Raw genomic sequence first — 17,685 nt, forward strand, 5'->3', positions numbered from 1 at the left:
ATGGCGGGTAAATCCTCCATCAACCGTCTGCCCCCGATGGTCAAAGCGTACATCCAGAAGCTGCTGCGCGAAGACCGGATGACCTTGGATGAGATGCTGGAGGACATCCGCCATCGCTTCCCCAACGAAAAGGCACCCAGCCGCAGCGCCCTGGGACGTTTCAAGGTGGGCTTCGAGCAGCTCACCGAGAAGGCACGGCAGACCCGTGAGCAGGCTGAAGCCTTCGTCGGCGCCCTCGGCGAGGATGCCAGCGACAAGACCGGCGCCTTGCTGGTCGAGGCCATCTCGACGCTGACCTACCAGGCTGCGCTGGGCGCTCATGAGAACGACGACGTCACCATCAAGGAAGTGGCCACCTTGGCCCGTGCCGCCAAGGCCACCATGGAAGCCCGGACCCTGAGCGTTAAAGAGCGACAGGCCATCGAGAAAGCGGCCCGTGAACGCCTGCTCCAGGAGCAAGCTGCCGAGCTGGACAAGGAAGTCCGCAGCGGTGGCATGGACGAAGAACAGGCCCTGTTCTGGCGACAGAAGTTCCTTGGGGTGAAGGTATGAGCCAGCCGGCCGTGAAGCCCAGCACCAGCACGCTGCGCGTTGTCGAATGGGACGAGCTGCCGGAGTCTGTTCGGTCCATCCCGCACGGTTACAACCCGATCACCGAAGGCCTGCTGATGGCGCACCAGGCCGACTGGCTGGCCATCAGCGCCCAGATCAAGCTGTGCGAGAAAGGCCGCCGTACCGGCATCACCTTTGCCGAAGCCCTGGACTCGGTGATCACCGCCGCCTCGCGCAAGAGCGCAGGCGGCATGGACGTGTTCTACGTCGGTGACACCAAGGAAAAGGGTCTGGAGTTCATCGGCTACTGTGCCAAGTTCTCCCGCGTGATCGCCGAAGCTCAGGCGTCGGGTGTCAGTGAGATCGAGGAGTTCCTGTTCGAGGACCAGGATGAATCGGGCAACACCCGTCAGATCAACGCCTACCGTATTCGCTACGCCTCGGGCTTCAAGATCGTCGCGCTATCGAGCAACCCAGCGAACCTGCGCGGCCTGCAGGGCAAGGTGATCATCGACGAGGCGGCCTATCATCGGAACGTCTCCGCCGTGCTCGATGCGGCGACCGCGTTGCTGATCTGGGGCGGCCGCATCGTCATCATCAGCACCCACAATGGCAAGGCCAACGCCTTTAACCAGATGATCACCGACATCCAGGAAGGCCGGTATGGCGATGCCGCCGTGGTCTACAAGGCCACCTTCGACGATGCAGTGGCCAATGGGTTGTATGAACGGCGCTGCATGATGCGTGGCGAGGCACCCACGGCAGAAGGCAAGGAAGCTTGGTACAAGTCCATTCGCAACGCCTATGGCCCGCGCAAGGCGCAGATGCGTGAGGAACTGGATGCCATCCCCCGTGACGGCAACGGCGTGTGCGTACCGGGTGTGTGGATCGAGGACGCCATGCGTCCAGACCGCCAGGTACTGCGTCTGGCCCTGGACGAGAGTTTCACCCAGCAAGCGGTTTACCGCCGCGAGGCTTATGTTGACGCTTGGATAGAGCCGTACTTGGTGCCGCTGCTGCAGCAGCTCGACCCGGAGCTGCGCTGGTTCTTGGGCATGGACTATGCCCGTCATCGCGACTTTTCGATCATCTGTCCCATGTCGGTCGACCAGCAGCGTCACCGCGATGTGCCCTTCGTCGTGGAGATGCATAAGGTTCCGACCCGCCAGCAACAGCAGGTGCTGTTCACCATCCTGCGCGCACTGCCGAACTTCATCGGCGCTGCCCTGGACGCCTCCGGTAACGGCGAAACCCTCGCCGAAGATACCGCCGATGAGTTCGGTCACGAACGCATCCACCAGGTGAAGCTGTCACGTGCCTGGTATGGCGCCTGGATGCCGCGCTTCGTGGGTCTGTTCGAGGACGGCACGATCACGCTGCCAAGAGATGACTCGCTGCAGCAGGACATCCGCGCTATCGAAACCGTGGATGGCATCCCGATGATCGTTAAAGCCCGTCAGCAAGACCTCAAGGACCCGGAACTCTATCGCCACGGCGACTTCGCCGGCGCTGGTGTGCTGGCCACCTTCGCCACTTTGGAGGCAGCCTCGGGTCCCGTCACCGTCAAATCCCGCCGTCGCAGAACGATGGCCCGCATTACTCAGGGGTACGCATGAGCAGCAAAGGCGTGTGGGTCAGCCCCACCGAGTTCGTCACCTTCGCCGAGGCCAAGCGTGACAAGAGCCTCACCGACCATATTGCCAGCCGTGGCCGCAGCTTCGATGCCCAGGCACTGGGCATGTACCTGCCGAACCCTGACCCAATCCTCAAAGCCCAGGGTAAGGACATCAAGGTCTATCGCGACCTACGCAGTTCCGCCCTGGTCGGTGGGAATATCCGGCGCCGTAAATCGTCGGTGCTGGCCCTGGAGCGCGATCTGAAGCGGGCCAAAGCCCCAGTGCGTGTGGAACGGTTCATCCGGGACTGGCTGGCCGACCTTGATCTCGACCGTATTGTCCGCGAGCTGCTCGATGCCGCGCTGTTTGGGTTTCAGCCGGTGGAGCTAATGTGGAAGCCCGTAGGACTGCACCTGGTGCCAGAGGATTTGCTGGGCAAGCCTGCCGAGTGGTTTTTGTACGACCAGGACAACCAGCTGCGCTTCCGTGCTCGCGATGCCGGCATCCAGGGTGAGCTGTGCGATCCGCAGCGTTTCGTCGTGGCTCGCCAGGACGCCACCTACAACAACCCTTATGGCTTCGCCGATCTCTCCATGTGCTTCTGGCCCGTGGTGTTCATGAAGGGTGGCATGAAGTTCTGGGTCCAGTTCACCGAGAAGTACGGCAGCCCATGGTTAATTGGTAAGCACCCGCGCGGGGCATCGACCAAGGAAACCGATGACCTGTTGGATAGCCTTGAAGGGATGGTCCAGGATGCGGTGGCGGTCATACCGAATGACTCCAGCGTCGAGATCAAGGAAGCGGCCGGCAAGACCGGGAGCGCCGATGTCTATCGTGAACTGCTGATGTACTGCCGCAGCGAAATCAACGTGGCGCTGCTGGGGCAGAACCAGACCACCGAGGCAGAGGCGAACCGGGCCAGCGCCCAGGCCGGCCTGGATGTGACCGAGGATATCCGTGATGGTGACGCGAGCATTGTCGCGGCCACACTCAACGCGGTCATTCGCCGGGTGGTTGATCTCAACTTCGGTGAAGGTGTCGACGCTCCCGTCTACGAGCTATGGGAGCAGGAGCAGATCGACAAGGCCCTGGCCGAGCGCGACAAGTCGCTGACCGAGTCTGGAGTCAGATTCACCACAGCCTATTGGCAACGTACCTACAACCTGCAGGATGGTGACATCGAGATCGCCCCGGCGCCGTCCGCTCTTCCAGCTGAAGCCTCGGCTGAGTTTGCTGAGCCTGGCGTGCGCCCGGTGCTGGACCAGTACGCCTTGGACCAGGCCATTGATGGCTTGGCCCCAGCGGATCTCCAGCAGCAGGCCGAGCAAGCATTGCTGCCTGTGATTGAGGCCCTGCAGAAAGGCCGCGATGAAGCCGAGGTGTTGGGACTCCTTGCTGAAGTCAGCCCTGACCTGGACGCGACCGCCTTGCAGGCGACACTGGCCAGGCTGATCTTCATGGCGAACCTCTGGGGCCGCCTGAGCGCCGCAGCCGACCGGGAGGATTGACCGTGGCCAATGCACAGCCGGTCAATCCGGCCGATCTCAAAGCGATCTTCGGCTTGGAGCCAGCCGCCGCCATTGCCTACCTCAAGGGCAAGGGCTATGCGGTTACCTGGGATTGGCAGGACATGCTCGATGCGGCCCACGACCAGGCATTTACCGTGGCGAAGGCTATGCGCCTGGATCTGCTGTCGGACATTCGCGAATCACTGGAAAGCGCCCTGCAGGAAGGTAAGACCCTGCAGCAGTTCACCAAGGAGCTGCAGCCTGTCCTGGAGCAACAAGGTTGGTGGGGCAAGCAGGTCCTGGTCGACAGTGAGGGCAACGCCGAGATGGTCCAGTTGGGCAGCCCACGGCGCCTCAAGACCATCTACCAGACCAACCTGCAGAGTGCCTATATGGCCGGCCGCAAGGCCTCCATGGAGGAAGCGGTCGAGACCCATCCGTACTGGCGCTACATCGCAGTGATGGATGGCAAGACCCGCCCCAGTCATGCCGCACTCAACGGTGTGGTGTATCGGCATGACGACCCGATCTGGTTCACCATCTTCCCACCCAACGGTTTCAACTGCCGCTGTCGGGTGACCACGCTATCTGAAGCAGCCATGAAGCGGCGCAAGTTAACACTGGTTTACAGCAACGGTAACGTGCGCACCGAGACCGTCGAAGTTGGTGTCAACAAACGTACTGGAGAGATCCGCACTGCAGAGGTGACCATTGTCAGAGTGCCTGATGCCAACGGTAAGGTTCGCCAGTTCCGCACCGACCCCGGTTTTAATCACAGTCCAGGCGAAGGTCTGGCCGAGGCACTGAAACGTAAGGAGGCCATATGATCACCCTCGAACTGGATCATCAGCGAGTCCAGGAAGTACTCCGTCGAGTTGAATGGGCCGTCGGCGATCTGGCACCACTGATGCGCGGTATCACGGCAGACTTCGCCAGCATCACCGAGGAGAACTTCGAGGCCGAGGCGCAGGGCGATGATCCATGGCAAACGCTGTCCGAGGTCACCACTTCTCGGCGCGAGGCGAACAGCACCTGGCCTGGGCAGATGCTTCAGGTGAGTGCTGGAGGCTTGGCCGCATCGGTCACGACGCAAGCAACCGACAGCAGCGCCCTGGTTGGCAGTAACAAGGTGTACGCCGCCATGATGCACTTCGGCGGTAGCCAGGAAGAGTTTCCGAACCTGTGGGGCGACATTCCGGCACGACCGTATCTGCCGATGGATGCCGAGGGTAAGCTGCAGCCCGAGGCCGAAGAATCCATCCTGGATCTTGCGTTGGGCCACCTGGAAAAGGCCGCCCGCCAGTAACAGCCCTAGGAGCGCCGCAACGCATTCGGCGCTCCGGTTCATCCTCCAAACGCCTCACAACGCAAACTAGTGCTTTATGGGGCTTTATAAAGCTAAGCCCCGAGCCTCTCTCGCGTTGCGCTTCTCCTCTTCAGCAGCCCCCGACCCATTCACACTCTTTAAACCCGATTAAAAGTCCCCGGCCGTAGGTCCGGGCACGCTGTGCGCATCCCCACTCGATCAGCGCCCAGCTCATGAAACCACTGCACATCTTCAAGCCAGGCAAGCACGTCGCCATGAGTGGCGACAGCATCAATTTCAGCGAATCGGACTTGGCAGCCACCGTGCTTGCCTATGACCCGGCACTGCACGAAGCACCCTTGGTCATTGGTCACCCGAAGCATGACGCCCCCGCTGCCGGTTGGGTGCAATCGCTCAGCGCATCCGCCGAAGGATTGATCGCGACTCCAACGCAGGTTGACCCGGCGTTCGCCGAGCTGGTGAGCAAGGGCAGCTTCAAGAAGATCTCCGCCTCTTTCTATCACCCCAACTCACCGAGCAATCCGGTACCAGGCGTTTACTACCTGCGCCATGTCGGCTTCCTCGGTGCCCAGCCACCTTCTGTGAAGGGGCTGCGGCCCATCGAACTGGCCGAGGGCGAGGAAGGTGTTGTCGAGTTTGCCGACTACGGCCATGAAACCAGCGCCTCGCTCTGGCGGCGCCTGCGTGACTGGATGATCGGCGAGCGCGGCCTGGATGTCGCCGACCAAATCATCCCCGACTGGCAGATCAACAGCCTTGCCGAGGTCGCCCGCCAAGAGGATGAGCCTCGCCCTTCCTTTTCCGATCCCGTTCAATCCCCAACCGTCGAGGAATCCACCGTGACCCCCGAAGAAATCGCCGCCATGCAAGCGGAAAACAAGCGCCTCTTGGGCGTGGTGAACCAGCACCAGGAAGAAAAGCGCCAATCTCGACAGGCATCCATCCACACGGCCAACGTCGCATTCGCGGAAGAGCTGATCGGCGCGGGCAAGCTGCTGCCCAAGCACAGTGCAGCCTTGGTGGCAGCCCTGGATTTCGCCGAGTCGGGTGAAAAACCGGTGGAATTCGGTGAGGGCGATGCCCGTCAACCCGTTGTCGCCGGTCTGAAGGCCATCTTCACCGACCTGCCCAAGCAGATCGACTTCGCCGAGAAAGCCAGTAAGGAACGCCATGGCGAGCGCGGCCAGGTCGTAGACCTGGAGTTCGCCGAGAAGAACACCGATCCCGACCGCTTGCAGCTGCACCAGCGCGCAGTCGCCTTGGCCGCCGAGAAGAACATCCCCTATGAGTCGGCCATCCGCCAACTCGTCTAATCCCCAGGAGCAATCATGGCTGATCGTTTGAAGCAACTGCGGGTCGTTGACCCGGTCCTGACCAACCTGGCCCGTGGCTATCGCAATGCCCAGTTCATTGGCGAGGCCCTGTTCCCCATCGCACTGATGGACAAGGAAGCGGGTGTCATCCCGTTGTTCGGCAAGGAAGCTTTCGTGGTGGTCGACACTGAGCGTGCCATCCGAGCGCAGTCCAACATCATCACCCCCGACGACGTTGATGGCCTGGACGTAGTGTTGCGCGAACATGACATCGCCTATCCGGTGGACTACCGCGAGCAGAACGAATCCATGTTCGATGCTGAAGCTCGCGCCAGTCGCCGGGTTGTGAGTGCCATCGACCTGCGCCGCGAGGTTACCTGCGCCAAGCTCGCGCAGAACCCCAACACCTATCAGGCCGGCGCCAAGGTCACACTGGCCGGCGCCAGTCAGTGGAGCAACAACGGTGGTGATCCGGTGGCCGTGGTCGAGACCGGCAAGGAAGTCGTGCGCAGTCGCATTGGCGTACGCCCCAACACCATCACCATGGGGGCGTCGGTCTATCAGTCTCTGAAGTTCCACTCGAAGCTGCAGGCCGCCCTGGGCAGCAACGAAACCAAGCTCATCACCATCGAACACCTGAAGATGCTGTTCGGCGTCGAAAACATCCACATCGGCGAAGCCCTGGGTGGTACCGGTGTGCCGTCCGACATCTGGACTGACAGCATGACCCTGGCTTACGTGGCCAAGCCGCAGGCCGGCGCGCAGTCCGACTACGAAGAGCCGAGCTTCGGCTACACCCTGCGTCGGAAGGGCATGCCCGAGATCGATGCCTTCGACACCGCTGGCGGCAAGGTGCGCTACGTCCGCAATACCGACATCTACAAGCCGGTGGTCGTCGGCGCCGATGCCGGTTATCTCATCTCCGACACCAACGCCTGAGGTGCTCCATGGCTCGTAAAACCCAAGACAAGCCTGAGGAGCAGTCCGCTGCTCCTCAGGCTGGAGCCGACAGCGTGGACAGTGCTCAGCAGGCAGCATCTTCTGGCGCTTCCCAGAGCGCTGCCCAGCCCGAGGGCTCTGGCGTCAACCAGGCAGAGCCGCCACCGGTACCGGAAGCCTCCGCTGAGCAGGCTGGAGCCGCCAGTGCGGGCAATGCCCAGCAGTTGATCACGCCTGCAGGTCCTCAGGGCGCTGAAGATACCGGCACTGAACAGGCCCCAAGTAACAACCAGGCTGAGCCAGCTCCGGTACCGAAAGCTCTTGCTGATCAGGCGCTGAACAGCGTCCAGGAAGGCCTGAAGAGCGATTCGGAAGATGCCGAGCCGCTCTTCACCTTCGTGGTCACCGACCGTACCGACGTGCTCCACAACGACAAGTGGTACCGCGAAGGTGATCCCATCGAACTGAACGAGACCGACTCCAAGTCTCTGTTCAAAAACGGCTGCATCAAGTGGCCGAAGGATGATGCCAAGTGAAAACCCAGCAACCCGTTCTCACCACCTCGGTGGTCGCCGTGGTAGATCTTCCACGCTTCCTGTTCGCCAGCTTCACTGGCGGCCTGTGTGCGGCCGGCGCCAAGGCCCTCGGTTCTGTTGCCGCCGACACTGAGGCTGACAGCGTCGCGCCGATCAATGTGCTCGGCATCTGCCTGGTCACCGCAGGTGCACCCATCGCGGCCGGCGCCGAGGTGCAATCCGACGCCAACGGCAAGGCCATTACCAAGGCCGCTGGTATCGGCAACGGCTACGCCATGGATGCGGCCACGGCGGATGGCGACGTGATCCGCATCGTGCGCGGGATCTGACCATGCGCTACTGCAACCGCTTGGACATTGGCAACTCCATCCCTGAGCTGACGCTACGCCAGCTCTCCAATGATGACCCGGCCGCTGAGCAGCCCAATGAGAGCGTGATCGAGGACGGCGTCCGCCAAGCCGAAGAGCTGGTGGATGGTTACCTGCGAGGCCGCTACGTCCTGCCGCTCGACCCGGTGCCGACCGTCCTGCGGGATGCAGTGGTCTACCTCACTCGGCACTGGCTCTACCAGCGCCGCCCCGAGGGGATCGTTCCCGACGCGGTGAAGGACAGCCGCAAAGATACCATCAAGTTGCTGGAGAGCATTCGGGACGGTGTGGTCACCTTGGGCATGCCCACTGGCCAAGCCGCCCCGGAGCCGGGCGAGATGCGTGTGCGGTCGCGGCGCAAGCAGTTCACCGATGACATGTGGAAGGGCTACCCATGAGCCAGACCGTTCAACTGATGGAGGCGTTGCTGGCTCGCCTGCAGGAGCATTTTGGCCGCGAGCTGATGGCTGAGCTGTTCCCTGAAGCACCGGCCCAGTACCGCCTCAACCATCCTCGTGGCTCGATTCTGGTGGCCTACGGGCGCAGCCAGTTTGGCGAGTCGGAAGCAACCGACGCCGTGTTCCAGGAGCGCAAACTCATCATCCGTCTGACGCTGGTGTTCCGTCAGCTCAACGGCAAGGACGGGGTGATCAGCTACCTGGACCGCATCCGCGAGGTTCTGACGGGCTGGTACCCACCTCACTGCGACAAAGCCTTCCGACCTGTCGCCGAGCAATTCCTGGGGCAGGTGCAAGGCGTCTGGCAGTACGCCCAGGACTACAGCATCCGAGCCACCCAGATCCAGCTCGTGCCTCCAGGTAATGAACCATTGCTGACCCGAACCACCTTAGAACATGAGGGCTTTCCATGAAGCTGACTCGCTATCGCTATAACGGCCCACAAAGCGCAGCGTCCCTGCGCGTTGGGCCTGATCGCCAGCTGCTCGATGTGCAGTTGTTGCCAGGCAAATCGGTCGATCTGCCCGCAGATCACGAGTACACCCAGGTCCTGCTGGAACTCCGGCACCTGACCCCGATGTCGACCGACACCAGTGCCGCGAAGACTGATGCTGTTGCACCAGGTGCGGAAAAGAAAGGAGCCAAAGCCAATGCCAGCTAACTATTTGCACGGCATCGAAACCACAGAAGTCGAGCGCGGCCCTCGTGCGATCCGCGTGGTCAAGTCGGCCGTGATTGCCTTGATTGGCACTGCACCCACTGGGCCAGTGAAGAGCTTGACGTTGTCGCTCAGCGACATCGACGCCGCTCAGTTCGGGACACACCTGCCTGGCTTCAGCATCCCCGAGGCCCTGGACGGCATTTATGATTTCGGTGTGGGAACCGTCCTTGTCTATAACGTGCTTGACCCGGCTGTGCACCGGAGTGTCGTTGCCGACAAGCCTGGGCTCTTCGCCGCAAATGACGTACTGCAGGTGGAGCATGGCGCGCTGCAAGAACTGACGGTGAAGTCGGAAGACGGTAGCGCAACCTATACCATCGGCATTGATTACAGCGTTGATATGCTCACTGGGCGGGTTCAACGGGTCATCACAGGTGGTATTCCGGTTAATGCCCAGGTCAAGCTGGGCTACACCTATGCCGATCCCAGCCTGGTGACACCGGCCGATATCATCGGTGCGGTTTCCCTAGCGGGCCAACGTAGTGGTTTGCTGGCATTCCAGGACAGCTACACCCAGTTCGGGTTCTTCCCAAAAATCTTCATCGCACCAGGCTTCAGCACGCTCGAAGCGGTTAGCGTCGAGTTGATCGTCGCTGCCGTAAAGGTGGGGGGAGTTGCCTACATCGACGCGCCCATCGGCACCACTGTGCAACAGGTAATCGCGGGGCGCGGCCCAGCCGGCACCATCAACTTCAACACCAGCAGCGACCGTGTGCGCTTGTGCTATCCGCATGTCAAGGTGTCCGACCCGGTCAACGGTGAGCGCTTGCAGCCGCTATCGATTCGCGCTGCAGGGTTGCGTGCCAAGGTCGACAACGACAACGGTTACTGGTGGAGCAGCTCTAACAAGGAACTGCTGGGCGTGATTGGTTTGGAGCGTCCGTTGACCGCTCGCATCGACGATGCCAGTAGCGAGGTCAACCTGCTCAATGAAAACGGCATCACCACCGTCTTCAATTCGTTTGGTACCGGCCTGCGTCTGTGGGGCAACCGAACGGCGGCTTGGCCGACCGTTACGCACATGCGCAACTTCGAGAACGTGCGCCGGACCAAAGACGTCATCGACGAATCGATCCGTTACAGCTCGCTCCAGTTCGTAGATGTGCCAATCACCGACGCCTTGATCGACAGCATTGTCGAAAGCGTGAACCAGTTCCTGCGGAAGTTGATCGGTGATCAGGCTTTGATCGGCGCCGAATGCTGGTACGACCCTGCGCGTAACCCTCAAACCGAGGTCGAGCTGGGGCACCTGCTGTTCAACTACAAACTCACGGTGCCACTGCCATTCGAGCGCGGCACCTTCGAGACCGAAATCACCGGGGAATACCTGGTCAACCTGGGGGCTGCATAAATGGCTGGGTTCACTGCGCATCGTATTACCAACGCGGCGCTCTATCTGGATGGCAACAGCTTTTTCGGGCGCTGCGAGGAAGTTGACCTGGGTTCGGTGAAGACTGTAACCAGCGACTTTCAGGGCTTGGGCATGGTCGGCCTGATCGAGCTGCCAGACGGCATCGACAAGCTCGAAGGAAAGATCGTCTGGAACAGCCTCTACTATGACGCCGCCAAGCGCTTGGCGACGCCGTTCAAGACCGTGCAGCTCCAGCTACGCTCCAACGTCCAGGTGTTCAACAACACCGGCCTGGTCGATGAGCTGCCGCTGGTTTCGTTGCTGACCGTGACGTTTAAGGAGTACCAACTGGGGAGCTTCAAGCCCCGCGATCCGAGCAAGTTCGAGTCGCCTTTCTCCGCGACCTACGTGCGGCAGGTGCTCGACGGGCAGGAGATTGTCCTGCTGGATTACCTTGCCAACATCTTCAAGGTGGGTGGGGAAGATCAGTTGGCCAAGTACAGGAAGAACATCGGTCAGTGATTTAGCCTGGCAGCCCGAAGTGAGCTATCACGGGGCGAGAGCCGACCGAGAGCACCTCGCCGGTCAGGCTGCCGAGCACACTCTTGGTACCGCTCTCATTGGCATCAACGGGTTGGTCGCCCAGGGATCGGCCTTGCTAACCTCGTTGCACCAGAAGCCCCGTCCTTGTACGGGGTTTCTTCTTTAAACCCGATTAAAAGTCGGCCACCGAACCAGGTGCGATGCTCAGGTCTCCCGAAAACGACCGTCAACCTGGAGCTACAGATGGCCGCTACCCTCAGTTTCACTCTCCTGTTCCCTATCAAAACTGCTACTGGTCAGAGCCTGTCCAGCATGTCGATCACGCGCCTGAAGCGTCGTGACCTGGGCAACGCTCAGCAACACGCTCGTGGTGATGAGGCTCTGATCGAAGATCACCTGGTCTCGAAAATGCTGGGTATCACCCTGGAGGATCTGGCGGAGTTCGACATTGCCGACTCCAAGCGAGCCAGCGAGCTGTTTCGCGAGATGGTGGGCGGAGGAGACCTCGCTACAGTCCTGGGACGAAGCACTACTTCTGGTGCTCAGAATGCAGCCGTCGGAGATCCGAAAGCTGTCGATGGATGAGTATTGGCGTTGGTGCGAGGTGTGTGAGCGGGAGATCAACCGCCGCGTCGAGGCCGCCGAGCGAATGAACCAGCGATAACAGCGACCAGCCCAACAACCAGTCCGCTCAACAAAGCGCCACCTGCCGCAATGGGGGTGGCTGCCAGCGCCAGTACTGGTAGCCCCAGGCAGAACACCAGCACCGCTCCCCACAGGGGGAAGTTCGCAAAGCACAGCCAGGCAAGCCAAATCACACCGACGCCGATGGCCAGTGCATAGAGGGTTTTGCTTGTGCGTAGAGCGGCTTTTTCAAACATTCTTGCAGCGTAGCAAACTATGGCCAATGAAGTCCTGGTTGGATTAAAGATCGGAGCTGCCGTCTCAGGCAGCTTGCATGCCGCGTTTGGGTCGGCGAAATCCACCGTACAACAGCTCGGCCGAGCTACGGATAGCCTGACAGCCAAGCAAAAACTAATCGGCACTGAGCTTTCTGCTGCACTGGCCCGTGGTGGTACCGGCATCGAGCGGATGCGCCGACAGTACGACCAAGTCGGGCGCACCATCGATCAGCTCAAGCTCAAACAAGAGCGCCTCAATATCAGCATCGCCCGTGGCGAAACCCTGAAGAATGCTCGAGCCGACCTACGTGGCCAGGCCATGGAGACGGTCGGGACGGGCGTCGCCCTAGGGGCTCCCATTGTGCAGTCGATGCGTACTGCCATCGACTTCAAGGATCAGACCAACGACATCGCCATTACTGGTGGATTCGACGCGGCTGAAGAAAAGCGACTGAGCGATGTAATGCGTGGCGCGGCTTTGAAGTGGAACCAGACACAAACCGAGGTGGCTAAGGGCACTGCTGTACTGATTGCAGGTGGCATCTCCGGAACGAAGGAGCTTCAAGCCTATGCACCGTTGATGGCCAAGTTTGCGACAGCAACGCGGGCCAGCATGGATGACCTAGGTTCAGTAGCTATTGCCTTGAATGACAACCTTGGTATTAGTTCTGCTGGCTTTGAGCGCTCCATGAACATGCTTGCCTCAGCAGGTAAACAAGGTCAGTTCGAGCTGGCGGACATGGCTAGATGGCTGCCGCAGCTGACTCCTCAATTTGCTGCGCTGGGTATTACCGGTGAGCGCGCGGTTGCCGAAATTGGCGCATCTCTGCAGATCGCTCGACGTGGTGCTGGTACCAATGATGAAGCCGCTAACAACTTCAAGAACTTCCTCTCGAAACTGACGGCCAAGGACACTCTCAAGTCTTTTGAGGGCGCTGGTATAGACCTCCAGAGCTCGATGAAGAACTTGGTTGGCAAGGGGCTCACGCCAGTCCAGGCGATGCTTGAAATCATCACCCAGTACGTTGGAAGCAAGGGGCCTAAGGCTGCGGGCGAGTTTCAGAAAGCCATGGCTATCAAGGATGACGCCGAACGAGAGACCGCTCTGAAACGCTTGAATGAAGCGTACAAGTTGGGCGACCTATTTGCTGACATGCAGGTACTTTCGTTTGTTCGACCTGCGCTGGCGAATCGCAAGGATCTAGCCAGTATTCAGCAGACCAGCATCGATGATGCCGATAAAGGTGTGGGTGATGCTGATTGGAAGAAACGAATGGAAAGTCCCAAGGAGCAGCTGAAGCAGCTTGGGGTAAACCTCTCCGACATCGGTATATCTGTTGGTAGCGCATTGATCCCTGCCTTGGTTGATGTGACCAAGGCAGTCGTTCCAGTGATGCAGTCCTTCTCAGCTTGGGCAAGCGAGAATCCAGCAATCATCAAAGGTGTCGTTGGCCTGGTCGCTGGCCTCTTGGCAGGCAAGCTGGCCTTCATTGGTTTGGCATACGGCGCCAACCTGGTCGTCTCACCGCTGGTCGGTCTGACGACAACCATCACCTCGTTGTCATCCAAATGGACACTGCTGCGCGCCATGTGGCAGATGGGCAAGTTCGCTCCGGTCATCACCGGCTTGAAAGCTGTCGGCGGCGGCGCGCTGACTGTATGGAAATATACGGGCCTATTTGCTCGCGGGATCGCCACCGCGTTTGGTGCTCCACTGATGATGGCGGCGCGTGGTGGCCTGATGTTGGGCAAGGTCCTGGGCAGCACATTGTTGTTCGGCCTGAAACTCGCGGGCCAGGCCGTGCTATGGCTAGGTCGTGCTCTGTTGATGAACCCCATTGGCCTACTGGTGACCGGCATTGCCATCAGCGCATACCTGATCTATCGGTACTGGGAGCCAATCAAAGGCTTCTTCAGTGGACTCTGGGGTGAGATCAGTGCTGGTTTCAATGGTGGGCTGTCGGGCATCACTGGGCTGATCCTCAATTTCAGCCCAGTGGGACTGTTCTACCGTGCCTTTGCCGGCGTGATGAGCTACTTCGGTGTTGAGCTGCCCGCGAAGTTCACCGACTTCGGCGGCATGATCATCAGTGGCCTGGTGAATGGCATCAGCAATGCACTGACATCGGCCAAGGAATCGGTCGTTGGCGTCGGTACATCGATCAAGAGTTGGTTTACAGAGACACTCGGTATCCAATCGCCCAGTCGGGTTTTCATGGGCTATGGCGCCAATATCAGTGAAGGTGCTGCAATCGGTATTGCGGCTAAATCCGACCTGGTCCGCAATGCCGCTCTAGGTATGGCCGGAGCAACTGCCGTGGAGATGGCCACTCCAAAGGTAGTGGCGCCAATCAAGCCGGCTGAACCGGTTTTCCCGAAGATGATGCCTTCGGCCAGCCCAGTCGAGCTGACCGCACCGAAGGTGTTGCCTCTTCCCAAGCCAGTTGAACTGGTCGCGCCGAAGGTATTGCCACCCGCCGATCCGGTCGAGCTGGTTGCCCCAAGGTTGCTGCCACCTGCCAAGCCAACCACCCTGCAGGCATCCGAGCTTCCGATTCCGCAACGTCAACCTCCGAGCCCGGACGCAGTCTCCATCGCCAGCAGAGTTGGTGCTGCAGGCGAACGACCGGCAGCGCCTTCTGGTGAGATGGTCGTCCATTACTCACCGAATATAGAAGTACCGGCCGGAGCGAACCGGCAACAAATCGACTCGGCGCTCGCCGTCGGCTACGAGGAGTTCAAGCGCTTTATGGAGCGGTTCCAGCATGATCAGCGGCGCCGTAGTTATGGAGGGAACGCCTGATGTTCGCGATCCTCGGTGACATTGAGTTCACTGTTGCTGGTGGTATCACTGGTATGGAGTACCGCGGTACCGCCGATTGGGCGGAGCATGCCCGCATTCAGGGCAAGCCTCTGCTTGAGTGGATTGGTGAAGGCCTGGATGAGATCAACCTAACTATTGAGCTGCATCCTGTCCTGGGCGACCCGGATGCGCGCTGGAGGGCTCTGCGCGAGGCGAAAGCCAAGCACGAGCCGCTCGCCCTGGTGCTGGGTAGCGGCGATTATTTTGGGCCGCAAGTGGTCGCCGATCTCAGCCTGCAGCATCGCCGTATGACTGGCACTGGGCAGTTGGCGTCGGGAACTGTGCAGCTCCGGCTACGTGAATACACTGGTGCCTTCAAGCGTAAGCTTACGCAACCACTTGGGCTCCTCAATCCAGCGTTGAGCGGCACAGCAGCAGCTGTGTCGGGCAAACCAAGCCTACTGTCGAAATTCCTGCCGTCGCCGAGCACAACGCAGATGATCATTGGCCATGCCAAGACGGCCGCGAACGTTCTGCAGGCCGGTCGCAACGTGTATGACCAGGTCAAGAATGGAAATGCCTCGATGATCTTGGGCCAGGTGCCTCAATTGCTGGGTGTGACATCGCGGGCTATTGCGCCACTGAAGAGCCTGACTGCGGTTGCTGGGCTGCTCGATGACGGGGCAGATCTAGCCCGGCTGGGCGACGATGTACTGGCCAGCGTGAACGGTGCTCAATCCAGCCTGAACCCGGTTGACCTCGGCAATATCGTCGAGCGCTTCGCAACATCGCGGGACTCTCTGGATCAAGCGCTGGCGACCATGGATGGCGCCCGAACCCGGCTGGCCGGCCTAGCTGCCCAAGTCCTGACCAGGAGAGCCTGATGTTTATTCCCCACATCACCACGGAGGGAGAACGCTGGGACCAGTTGGCCTGGCGCTATTACGGCGATGCACATCGCTATCAACCCATCGTCGAGGCCAATCCGCATGTGCCGCTCGATGCCGCGCTGCCTGCCGGCCTGACGTTGGCCATCCCCATGCTCGATGCCGAAACCGCGACTGAGGATCTCCCACCATGGATGCGCTAGTTCCAGAGCAGGTCCCCGAGGCGCGGTTTGTTCTGAGCTATCAGCACCGCAACATCACGCATGACATCAGCCAGCACCTGCTTTCGCTGACTTATTCTGACTTCCTCACCGGCCAGGCCGACAGCTTGGATGTCGAGCTGGAGGATGTCGACGGCAAATGGATCGATGCTTGGTACCCAGGTCATGGTGATCTGCTGACCCTTTCCATGGGCTGGCAAGGCAAGGCCTTGCGCGTCCTGGGCAACTTCGAGATTGATGAAGTCGAGCTGAATTCACCGCCCTCGACCGTGAACATCCGTGCCTTGGGTGCCGGTATCCAGTCCGCTCTGCGTACAACAGAGCATCGGGCCTACGAGAACATGACGCTGGATGCCGTGGCCAAACAAATAGCCGCACGCCAGGGGTTGGAGCTTGTTGGTCGCATTGAGCCGGTCAAGCTGGATCGGCTTACTCAGCAGGAATCGGACCTGACATTTCTGCGCAACCTGGCAGGCGAGTACGACTATGCCTTCAAGGTGGTGGGAGCGCGATTGGTGTTTCATGCCATCAGCGATTTAGCCAAAGGCGCTCCGGTTGCAAGCTTGGCCTTGAGCAATCTCGCCAGCGTGCACCTGCGTGATCAGATCAAAGCCGTGCCAAACAAGGTTCAGGTCAAGCACAAAGACCCTGCTAAGAAGCAGCTGATCTCCTACGACATCCAGAACGGTGAAGCCGTGGCAGTACCCAGTAGCTCCAGCAAGGCCACAACCAGCGCCGACACCCAAAAGCAGCGCAAACGAGCGGCCTCGACAGAGGTGGCCAAGGCGCGTGCCAAGGCAGACCTGGCGAGGGCCAACCGCGAAAGGACCACTGGCGGCTGGACCGCTATGGGGCGCCCCGAGCTGGTGAGCGGGAATGTTGTCACCCTGGTGGCGGCGGGCAAGCTGGGTGGCGACTACCTGATCACCGCTGCGCACCACCGTGTAACACGCAGTGGTGGCTATACCGTCGACCAGGAGGCCTGCCGTGTGGCTGCATCCTCGATCTCCATGACGACGCAGAACGTTCAGCCTGACCTGGCTCTCTCCAGTTATGGGCCGCAGCGCGAGGTAGTCGCCTGATGGGTATTGAGTTGGAGTACGGCGAGGTCAGTGCCGTCGACTACCTGACCTGCCGTATTCGGGTGCGCCTGGATGACCGTGATGGCGTCGAAAGCTACTGGCTCAATGTGCCGCAGCGTAACTCGCAGGGCACGAAGAGCCGCCCCTTGATGCCCGAGCTTGGAGAACAGGTTGCTGTCCTCCTCGATGCTGACGGCGTGGGTGGGGTGTACCTGGGCGGGGTGTACTCAACGGCCGAGCCACCGCCAGTCGTCGATGAAAGCACCGCGTACATCCGCTATCGCGATGGCACCGTTGTGGCCTATGACTGTGATGCTGGAGTGATGACGGTGGATAACGTAGGTGCGCTGCTGGTCAAGTGCGCTCGGAACGTGACGGTTGAAGCGGGAGCACCTGTGGTGGTCAAGGCGCCTGCAGCGAGTTTGGAGATTCCTACGGTTGCGCTCAAGGGCAACCTGCAAGTGGAGGGGAACATCAGTGCAACCGGCACAATAATGGACGCAGGCGGCAACTCAAACCACCACAGCCATTAGCCCAACCCTCTTTAAACCCGATTAA

At 60.3% G+C, this 17,685-nt stretch carries 21 protein-coding genes; 20 read left to right on the plus strand and 1 reads right to left on the minus strand.

The features are described 5' to 3' along the window. From ACTORR_RS24090 to ACTORR_RS24160, 15 genes are all read left to right on the plus strand, one after another. The gene (locus tag ACTORR_RS24090; protein ID WP_058165661.1) at positions 1–552 is read left to right on the plus strand and encodes a phage protein Gp27 family protein; all 552 of its coding nucleotides are present in this window, start codon (positions 1–3) and stop codon (positions 550–552) included. Next, positions 549–2,168 (plus strand): hypothetical protein, encoded by a 1,620-nt coding sequence (locus ACTORR_RS24095; protein WP_058165660.1) that lies wholly within the window; start codon positions 549–551, stop codon positions 2,166–2,168. Before ACTORR_RS24090 ends, ACTORR_RS24095 begins: the two co-directional genes overlap by 4 nt. After that, a complete protein-coding gene (locus ACTORR_RS24100; protein WP_313364227.1) occupies positions 2,165–3,676 on the plus strand; it encodes a phage portal protein family protein in 1,512 nt (503 codons plus the stop codon). The genes ACTORR_RS24095 and ACTORR_RS24100 overlap by 4 nt, the downstream gene beginning before the upstream one ends. Before the next feature lie 2 nt (positions 3,677–3,678). Further along, positions 3,679–4,503 (plus strand): phage head morphogenesis protein, encoded by an 825-nt coding sequence (locus ACTORR_RS24105; protein ID WP_135001222.1) that lies wholly within the window; start codon positions 3,679–3,681, stop codon positions 4,501–4,503. Next, on the plus strand, positions 4,500–4,982 hold the full coding sequence (locus ACTORR_RS24110; protein ID WP_135001221.1) for a phage virion morphogenesis protein: 483 nt from the start codon (positions 4,500–4,502) through the stop codon (positions 4,980–4,982). Before ACTORR_RS24105 ends, ACTORR_RS24110 begins: the two co-directional genes overlap by 4 nt. Positions 4,983–5,215: 233 nt before the next feature. Then, entirely contained in the window at positions 5,216–6,316 is a 1,101-nt protein-coding gene (locus ACTORR_RS24115) for a peptidase (RefSeq protein WP_135001220.1), read from the plus strand. Between the two features lie 15 nt (positions 6,317–6,331). Then, the gene (locus ACTORR_RS24120) at positions 6,332–7,255 is read left to right on the plus strand and encodes a major capsid protein (RefSeq protein WP_135001219.1); all 924 of its coding nucleotides are present in this window, start codon (positions 6,332–6,334) and stop codon (positions 7,253–7,255) included. Positions 7,256–7,263: 8 nt separating this feature from the next. Then, positions 7,264–7,791 carry a hypothetical protein gene (locus ACTORR_RS24125; RefSeq protein ID WP_135001218.1) on the plus strand — a complete coding sequence of 176 codons (528 nt, stop codon included), beginning with the start codon at positions 7,264–7,266 and terminating at the stop codon, positions 7,789–7,791. After that, positions 7,788–8,120: a DUF2190 family protein gene (locus ACTORR_RS24130; protein WP_058165649.1), complete on the plus strand. Its 333-nt coding sequence runs from the start codon at positions 7,788–7,790 to the stop codon at positions 8,118–8,120. The genes ACTORR_RS24125 and ACTORR_RS24130 overlap by 4 nt, the downstream gene beginning before the upstream one ends. Before the next feature lie 2 nt (positions 8,121–8,122). Continuing rightward, on the plus strand, positions 8,123–8,557 hold the full coding sequence (locus ACTORR_RS24135) for a gp436 family protein (protein ID WP_135001217.1): 435 nt from the start codon (positions 8,123–8,125) through the stop codon (positions 8,555–8,557). Further along, complete coding sequence (locus ACTORR_RS24140; RefSeq protein WP_135001216.1) at positions 8,554–9,030, plus strand: Gp37 family protein; 477 nt, start codon at positions 8,554–8,556, stop codon at positions 9,028–9,030. The genes ACTORR_RS24135 and ACTORR_RS24140 overlap by 4 nt, the downstream gene beginning before the upstream one ends. Next, entirely contained in the window at positions 9,027–9,278 is a 252-nt protein-coding gene (locus tag ACTORR_RS24145; protein WP_135001215.1) for a hypothetical protein, read from the plus strand. Before ACTORR_RS24140 ends, ACTORR_RS24145 begins: the two co-directional genes overlap by 4 nt. After that, complete coding sequence (locus ACTORR_RS24150) at positions 9,268–10,689, plus strand: phage tail sheath subtilisin-like domain-containing protein (RefSeq protein WP_135001214.1); 1,422 nt, start codon at positions 9,268–9,270, stop codon at positions 10,687–10,689. Before ACTORR_RS24145 ends, ACTORR_RS24150 begins: the two co-directional genes overlap by 11 nt. Beyond that, positions 10,690–11,211 (plus strand): phage major tail tube protein, encoded by a 522-nt coding sequence (locus ACTORR_RS24155; protein ID WP_058165640.1) that lies wholly within the window; start codon positions 10,690–10,692, stop codon positions 11,209–11,211. Positions 11,212–11,475: 264 nt separating this feature from the next. Further along, complete coding sequence (locus ACTORR_RS24160) at positions 11,476–11,817, plus strand: phage tail assembly protein (protein WP_135001213.1); 342 nt, start codon at positions 11,476–11,478, stop codon at positions 11,815–11,817. Between the two features lie 35 nt (positions 11,818–11,852). Here ACTORR_RS24160 and ACTORR_RS24165 read toward each other — a convergent pair whose 3' ends face one another. Beyond that, positions 11,853–12,113, minus strand: coding sequence for a hypothetical protein (locus ACTORR_RS24165; RefSeq protein ID WP_096010164.1), 261 nt, complete (start codon positions 12,111–12,113; stop codon positions 11,853–11,855). Between the two features lie 19 nt (positions 12,114–12,132). On the opposite strand from ACTORR_RS24165, the gene ACTORR_RS24170 reads away from it, so the two are divergent. From ACTORR_RS24170 to ACTORR_RS24190, 5 genes are read left to right on the plus strand one after another with little or no spacing between them, the layout of a single operon-like run. Continuing rightward, positions 12,133–14,937 (plus strand): phage tail tape measure protein, encoded by a 2,805-nt coding sequence (locus tag ACTORR_RS24170; RefSeq protein ID WP_313364233.1) that lies wholly within the window; start codon positions 12,133–12,135, stop codon positions 14,935–14,937. Then, entirely contained in the window at positions 14,937–15,821 is an 885-nt protein-coding gene (locus ACTORR_RS24175) for a phage tail protein (RefSeq protein ID WP_135001212.1), read from the plus strand. Before ACTORR_RS24170 ends, ACTORR_RS24175 begins: the two co-directional genes overlap by 1 nt. Further along, on the plus strand, positions 15,821–16,027 hold the full coding sequence (locus tag ACTORR_RS24180) for a tail protein X (RefSeq protein ID WP_096010167.1): 207 nt from the start codon (positions 15,821–15,823) through the stop codon (positions 16,025–16,027). Before ACTORR_RS24175 ends, ACTORR_RS24180 begins: the two co-directional genes overlap by 1 nt. Further along, a complete protein-coding gene (locus ACTORR_RS24185; RefSeq protein WP_135001211.1) occupies positions 16,015–17,127 on the plus strand; it encodes a phage late control D family protein in 1,113 nt (370 codons plus the stop codon). Before ACTORR_RS24180 ends, ACTORR_RS24185 begins: the two co-directional genes overlap by 13 nt. After that, a complete protein-coding gene (locus ACTORR_RS24190) occupies positions 17,127–17,660 on the plus strand; it encodes a phage baseplate assembly protein V (protein WP_135001210.1) in 534 nt (177 codons plus the stop codon). The genes ACTORR_RS24185 and ACTORR_RS24190 overlap by 1 nt, the downstream gene beginning before the upstream one ends. The last annotated feature ends 25 nt before the right edge of the window (positions 17,661–17,685 follow it).

The sequence above is a fragment of the Pseudomonas sp. SAR267 genome (assembly GCF_052077595.1).
Taxonomy (GTDB): domain Bacteria; phylum Pseudomonadota; class Gammaproteobacteria; order Pseudomonadales; family Pseudomonadaceae; genus Aquipseudomonas; species Aquipseudomonas vlassakiae.

What these genes read in the sequence shown, in the direction of transcription:
- ACTORR_RS24100 (WP_313364227.1), top strand. Translation starts at nt 2,165, where the DNA reads ATGAGCAGCAAAGGCGTGTGGGTCAGCCCCACCGAGTTCGTCACCTTC.
- ACTORR_RS24115 (WP_135001220.1), top strand. Translation starts at nt 5,216, where the DNA reads ATGAAACCACTGCACATCTTCAAGCCAGGCAAGCACGTCGCCATGAGT.
- ACTORR_RS24140 (WP_135001216.1), top strand. Translation starts at nt 8,554, where the DNA reads ATGAGCCAGACCGTTCAACTGATGGAGGCGTTGCTGGCTCGCCTGCAG.
- ACTORR_RS24135 (WP_135001217.1), top strand. Translation starts at nt 8,123, where the DNA reads ATGCGCTACTGCAACCGCTTGGACATTGGCAACTCCATCCCTGAGCTG.
- ACTORR_RS24095 (WP_058165660.1), top strand. Translation starts at nt 549, where the DNA reads ATGAGCCAGCCGGCCGTGAAGCCCAGCACCAGCACGCTGCGCGTTGTC.
- ACTORR_RS24185 (WP_135001211.1), top strand. Translation starts at nt 16,015, where the DNA reads ATGGATGCGCTAGTTCCAGAGCAGGTCCCCGAGGCGCGGTTTGTTCTG.
- ACTORR_RS24090 (WP_058165661.1), top strand. Translation starts at nt 1, where the DNA reads ATGGCGGGTAAATCCTCCATCAACCGTCTGCCCCCGATGGTCAAAGCG.
- ACTORR_RS24190 (WP_135001210.1), top strand. Translation starts at nt 17,127, where the DNA reads ATGGGTATTGAGTTGGAGTACGGCGAGGTCAGTGCCGTCGACTACCTG.
- ACTORR_RS24145 (WP_135001215.1), top strand. Translation starts at nt 9,027, where the DNA reads ATGAAGCTGACTCGCTATCGCTATAACGGCCCACAAAGCGCAGCGTCC.
- ACTORR_RS24120 (WP_135001219.1), top strand. Translation starts at nt 6,332, where the DNA reads ATGGCTGATCGTTTGAAGCAACTGCGGGTCGTTGACCCGGTCCTGACC.
- ACTORR_RS24160 (WP_135001213.1), top strand. Translation starts at nt 11,476, where the DNA reads ATGGCCGCTACCCTCAGTTTCACTCTCCTGTTCCCTATCAAAACTGCT.
- ACTORR_RS24155 (WP_058165640.1), top strand. Translation starts at nt 10,690, where the DNA reads ATGGCTGGGTTCACTGCGCATCGTATTACCAACGCGGCGCTCTATCTG.
- ACTORR_RS24110 (WP_135001221.1), top strand. Translation starts at nt 4,500, where the DNA reads ATGATCACCCTCGAACTGGATCATCAGCGAGTCCAGGAAGTACTCCGT.
- ACTORR_RS24150 (WP_135001214.1), top strand. Translation starts at nt 9,268, where the DNA reads ATGCCAGCTAACTATTTGCACGGCATCGAAACCACAGAAGTCGAGCGC.
- ACTORR_RS24180 (WP_096010167.1), top strand. Translation starts at nt 15,821, where the DNA reads ATGTTTATTCCCCACATCACCACGGAGGGAGAACGCTGGGACCAGTTG.
- ACTORR_RS24175 (WP_135001212.1), top strand. Translation starts at nt 14,937, where the DNA reads ATGTTCGCGATCCTCGGTGACATTGAGTTCACTGTTGCTGGTGGTATC.
- ACTORR_RS24165 (WP_096010164.1), bottom strand. Translation starts at nt 12,113, where the DNA reads ATGTTTGAAAAAGCCGCTCTACGCACAAGCAAAACCCTCTATGCACTG.
- ACTORR_RS24170 (WP_313364233.1), top strand. Translation starts at nt 12,133, where the DNA reads ATGGCCAATGAAGTCCTGGTTGGATTAAAGATCGGAGCTGCCGTCTCA.
- ACTORR_RS24125 (WP_135001218.1), top strand. Translation starts at nt 7,264, where the DNA reads ATGGCTCGTAAAACCCAAGACAAGCCTGAGGAGCAGTCCGCTGCTCCT.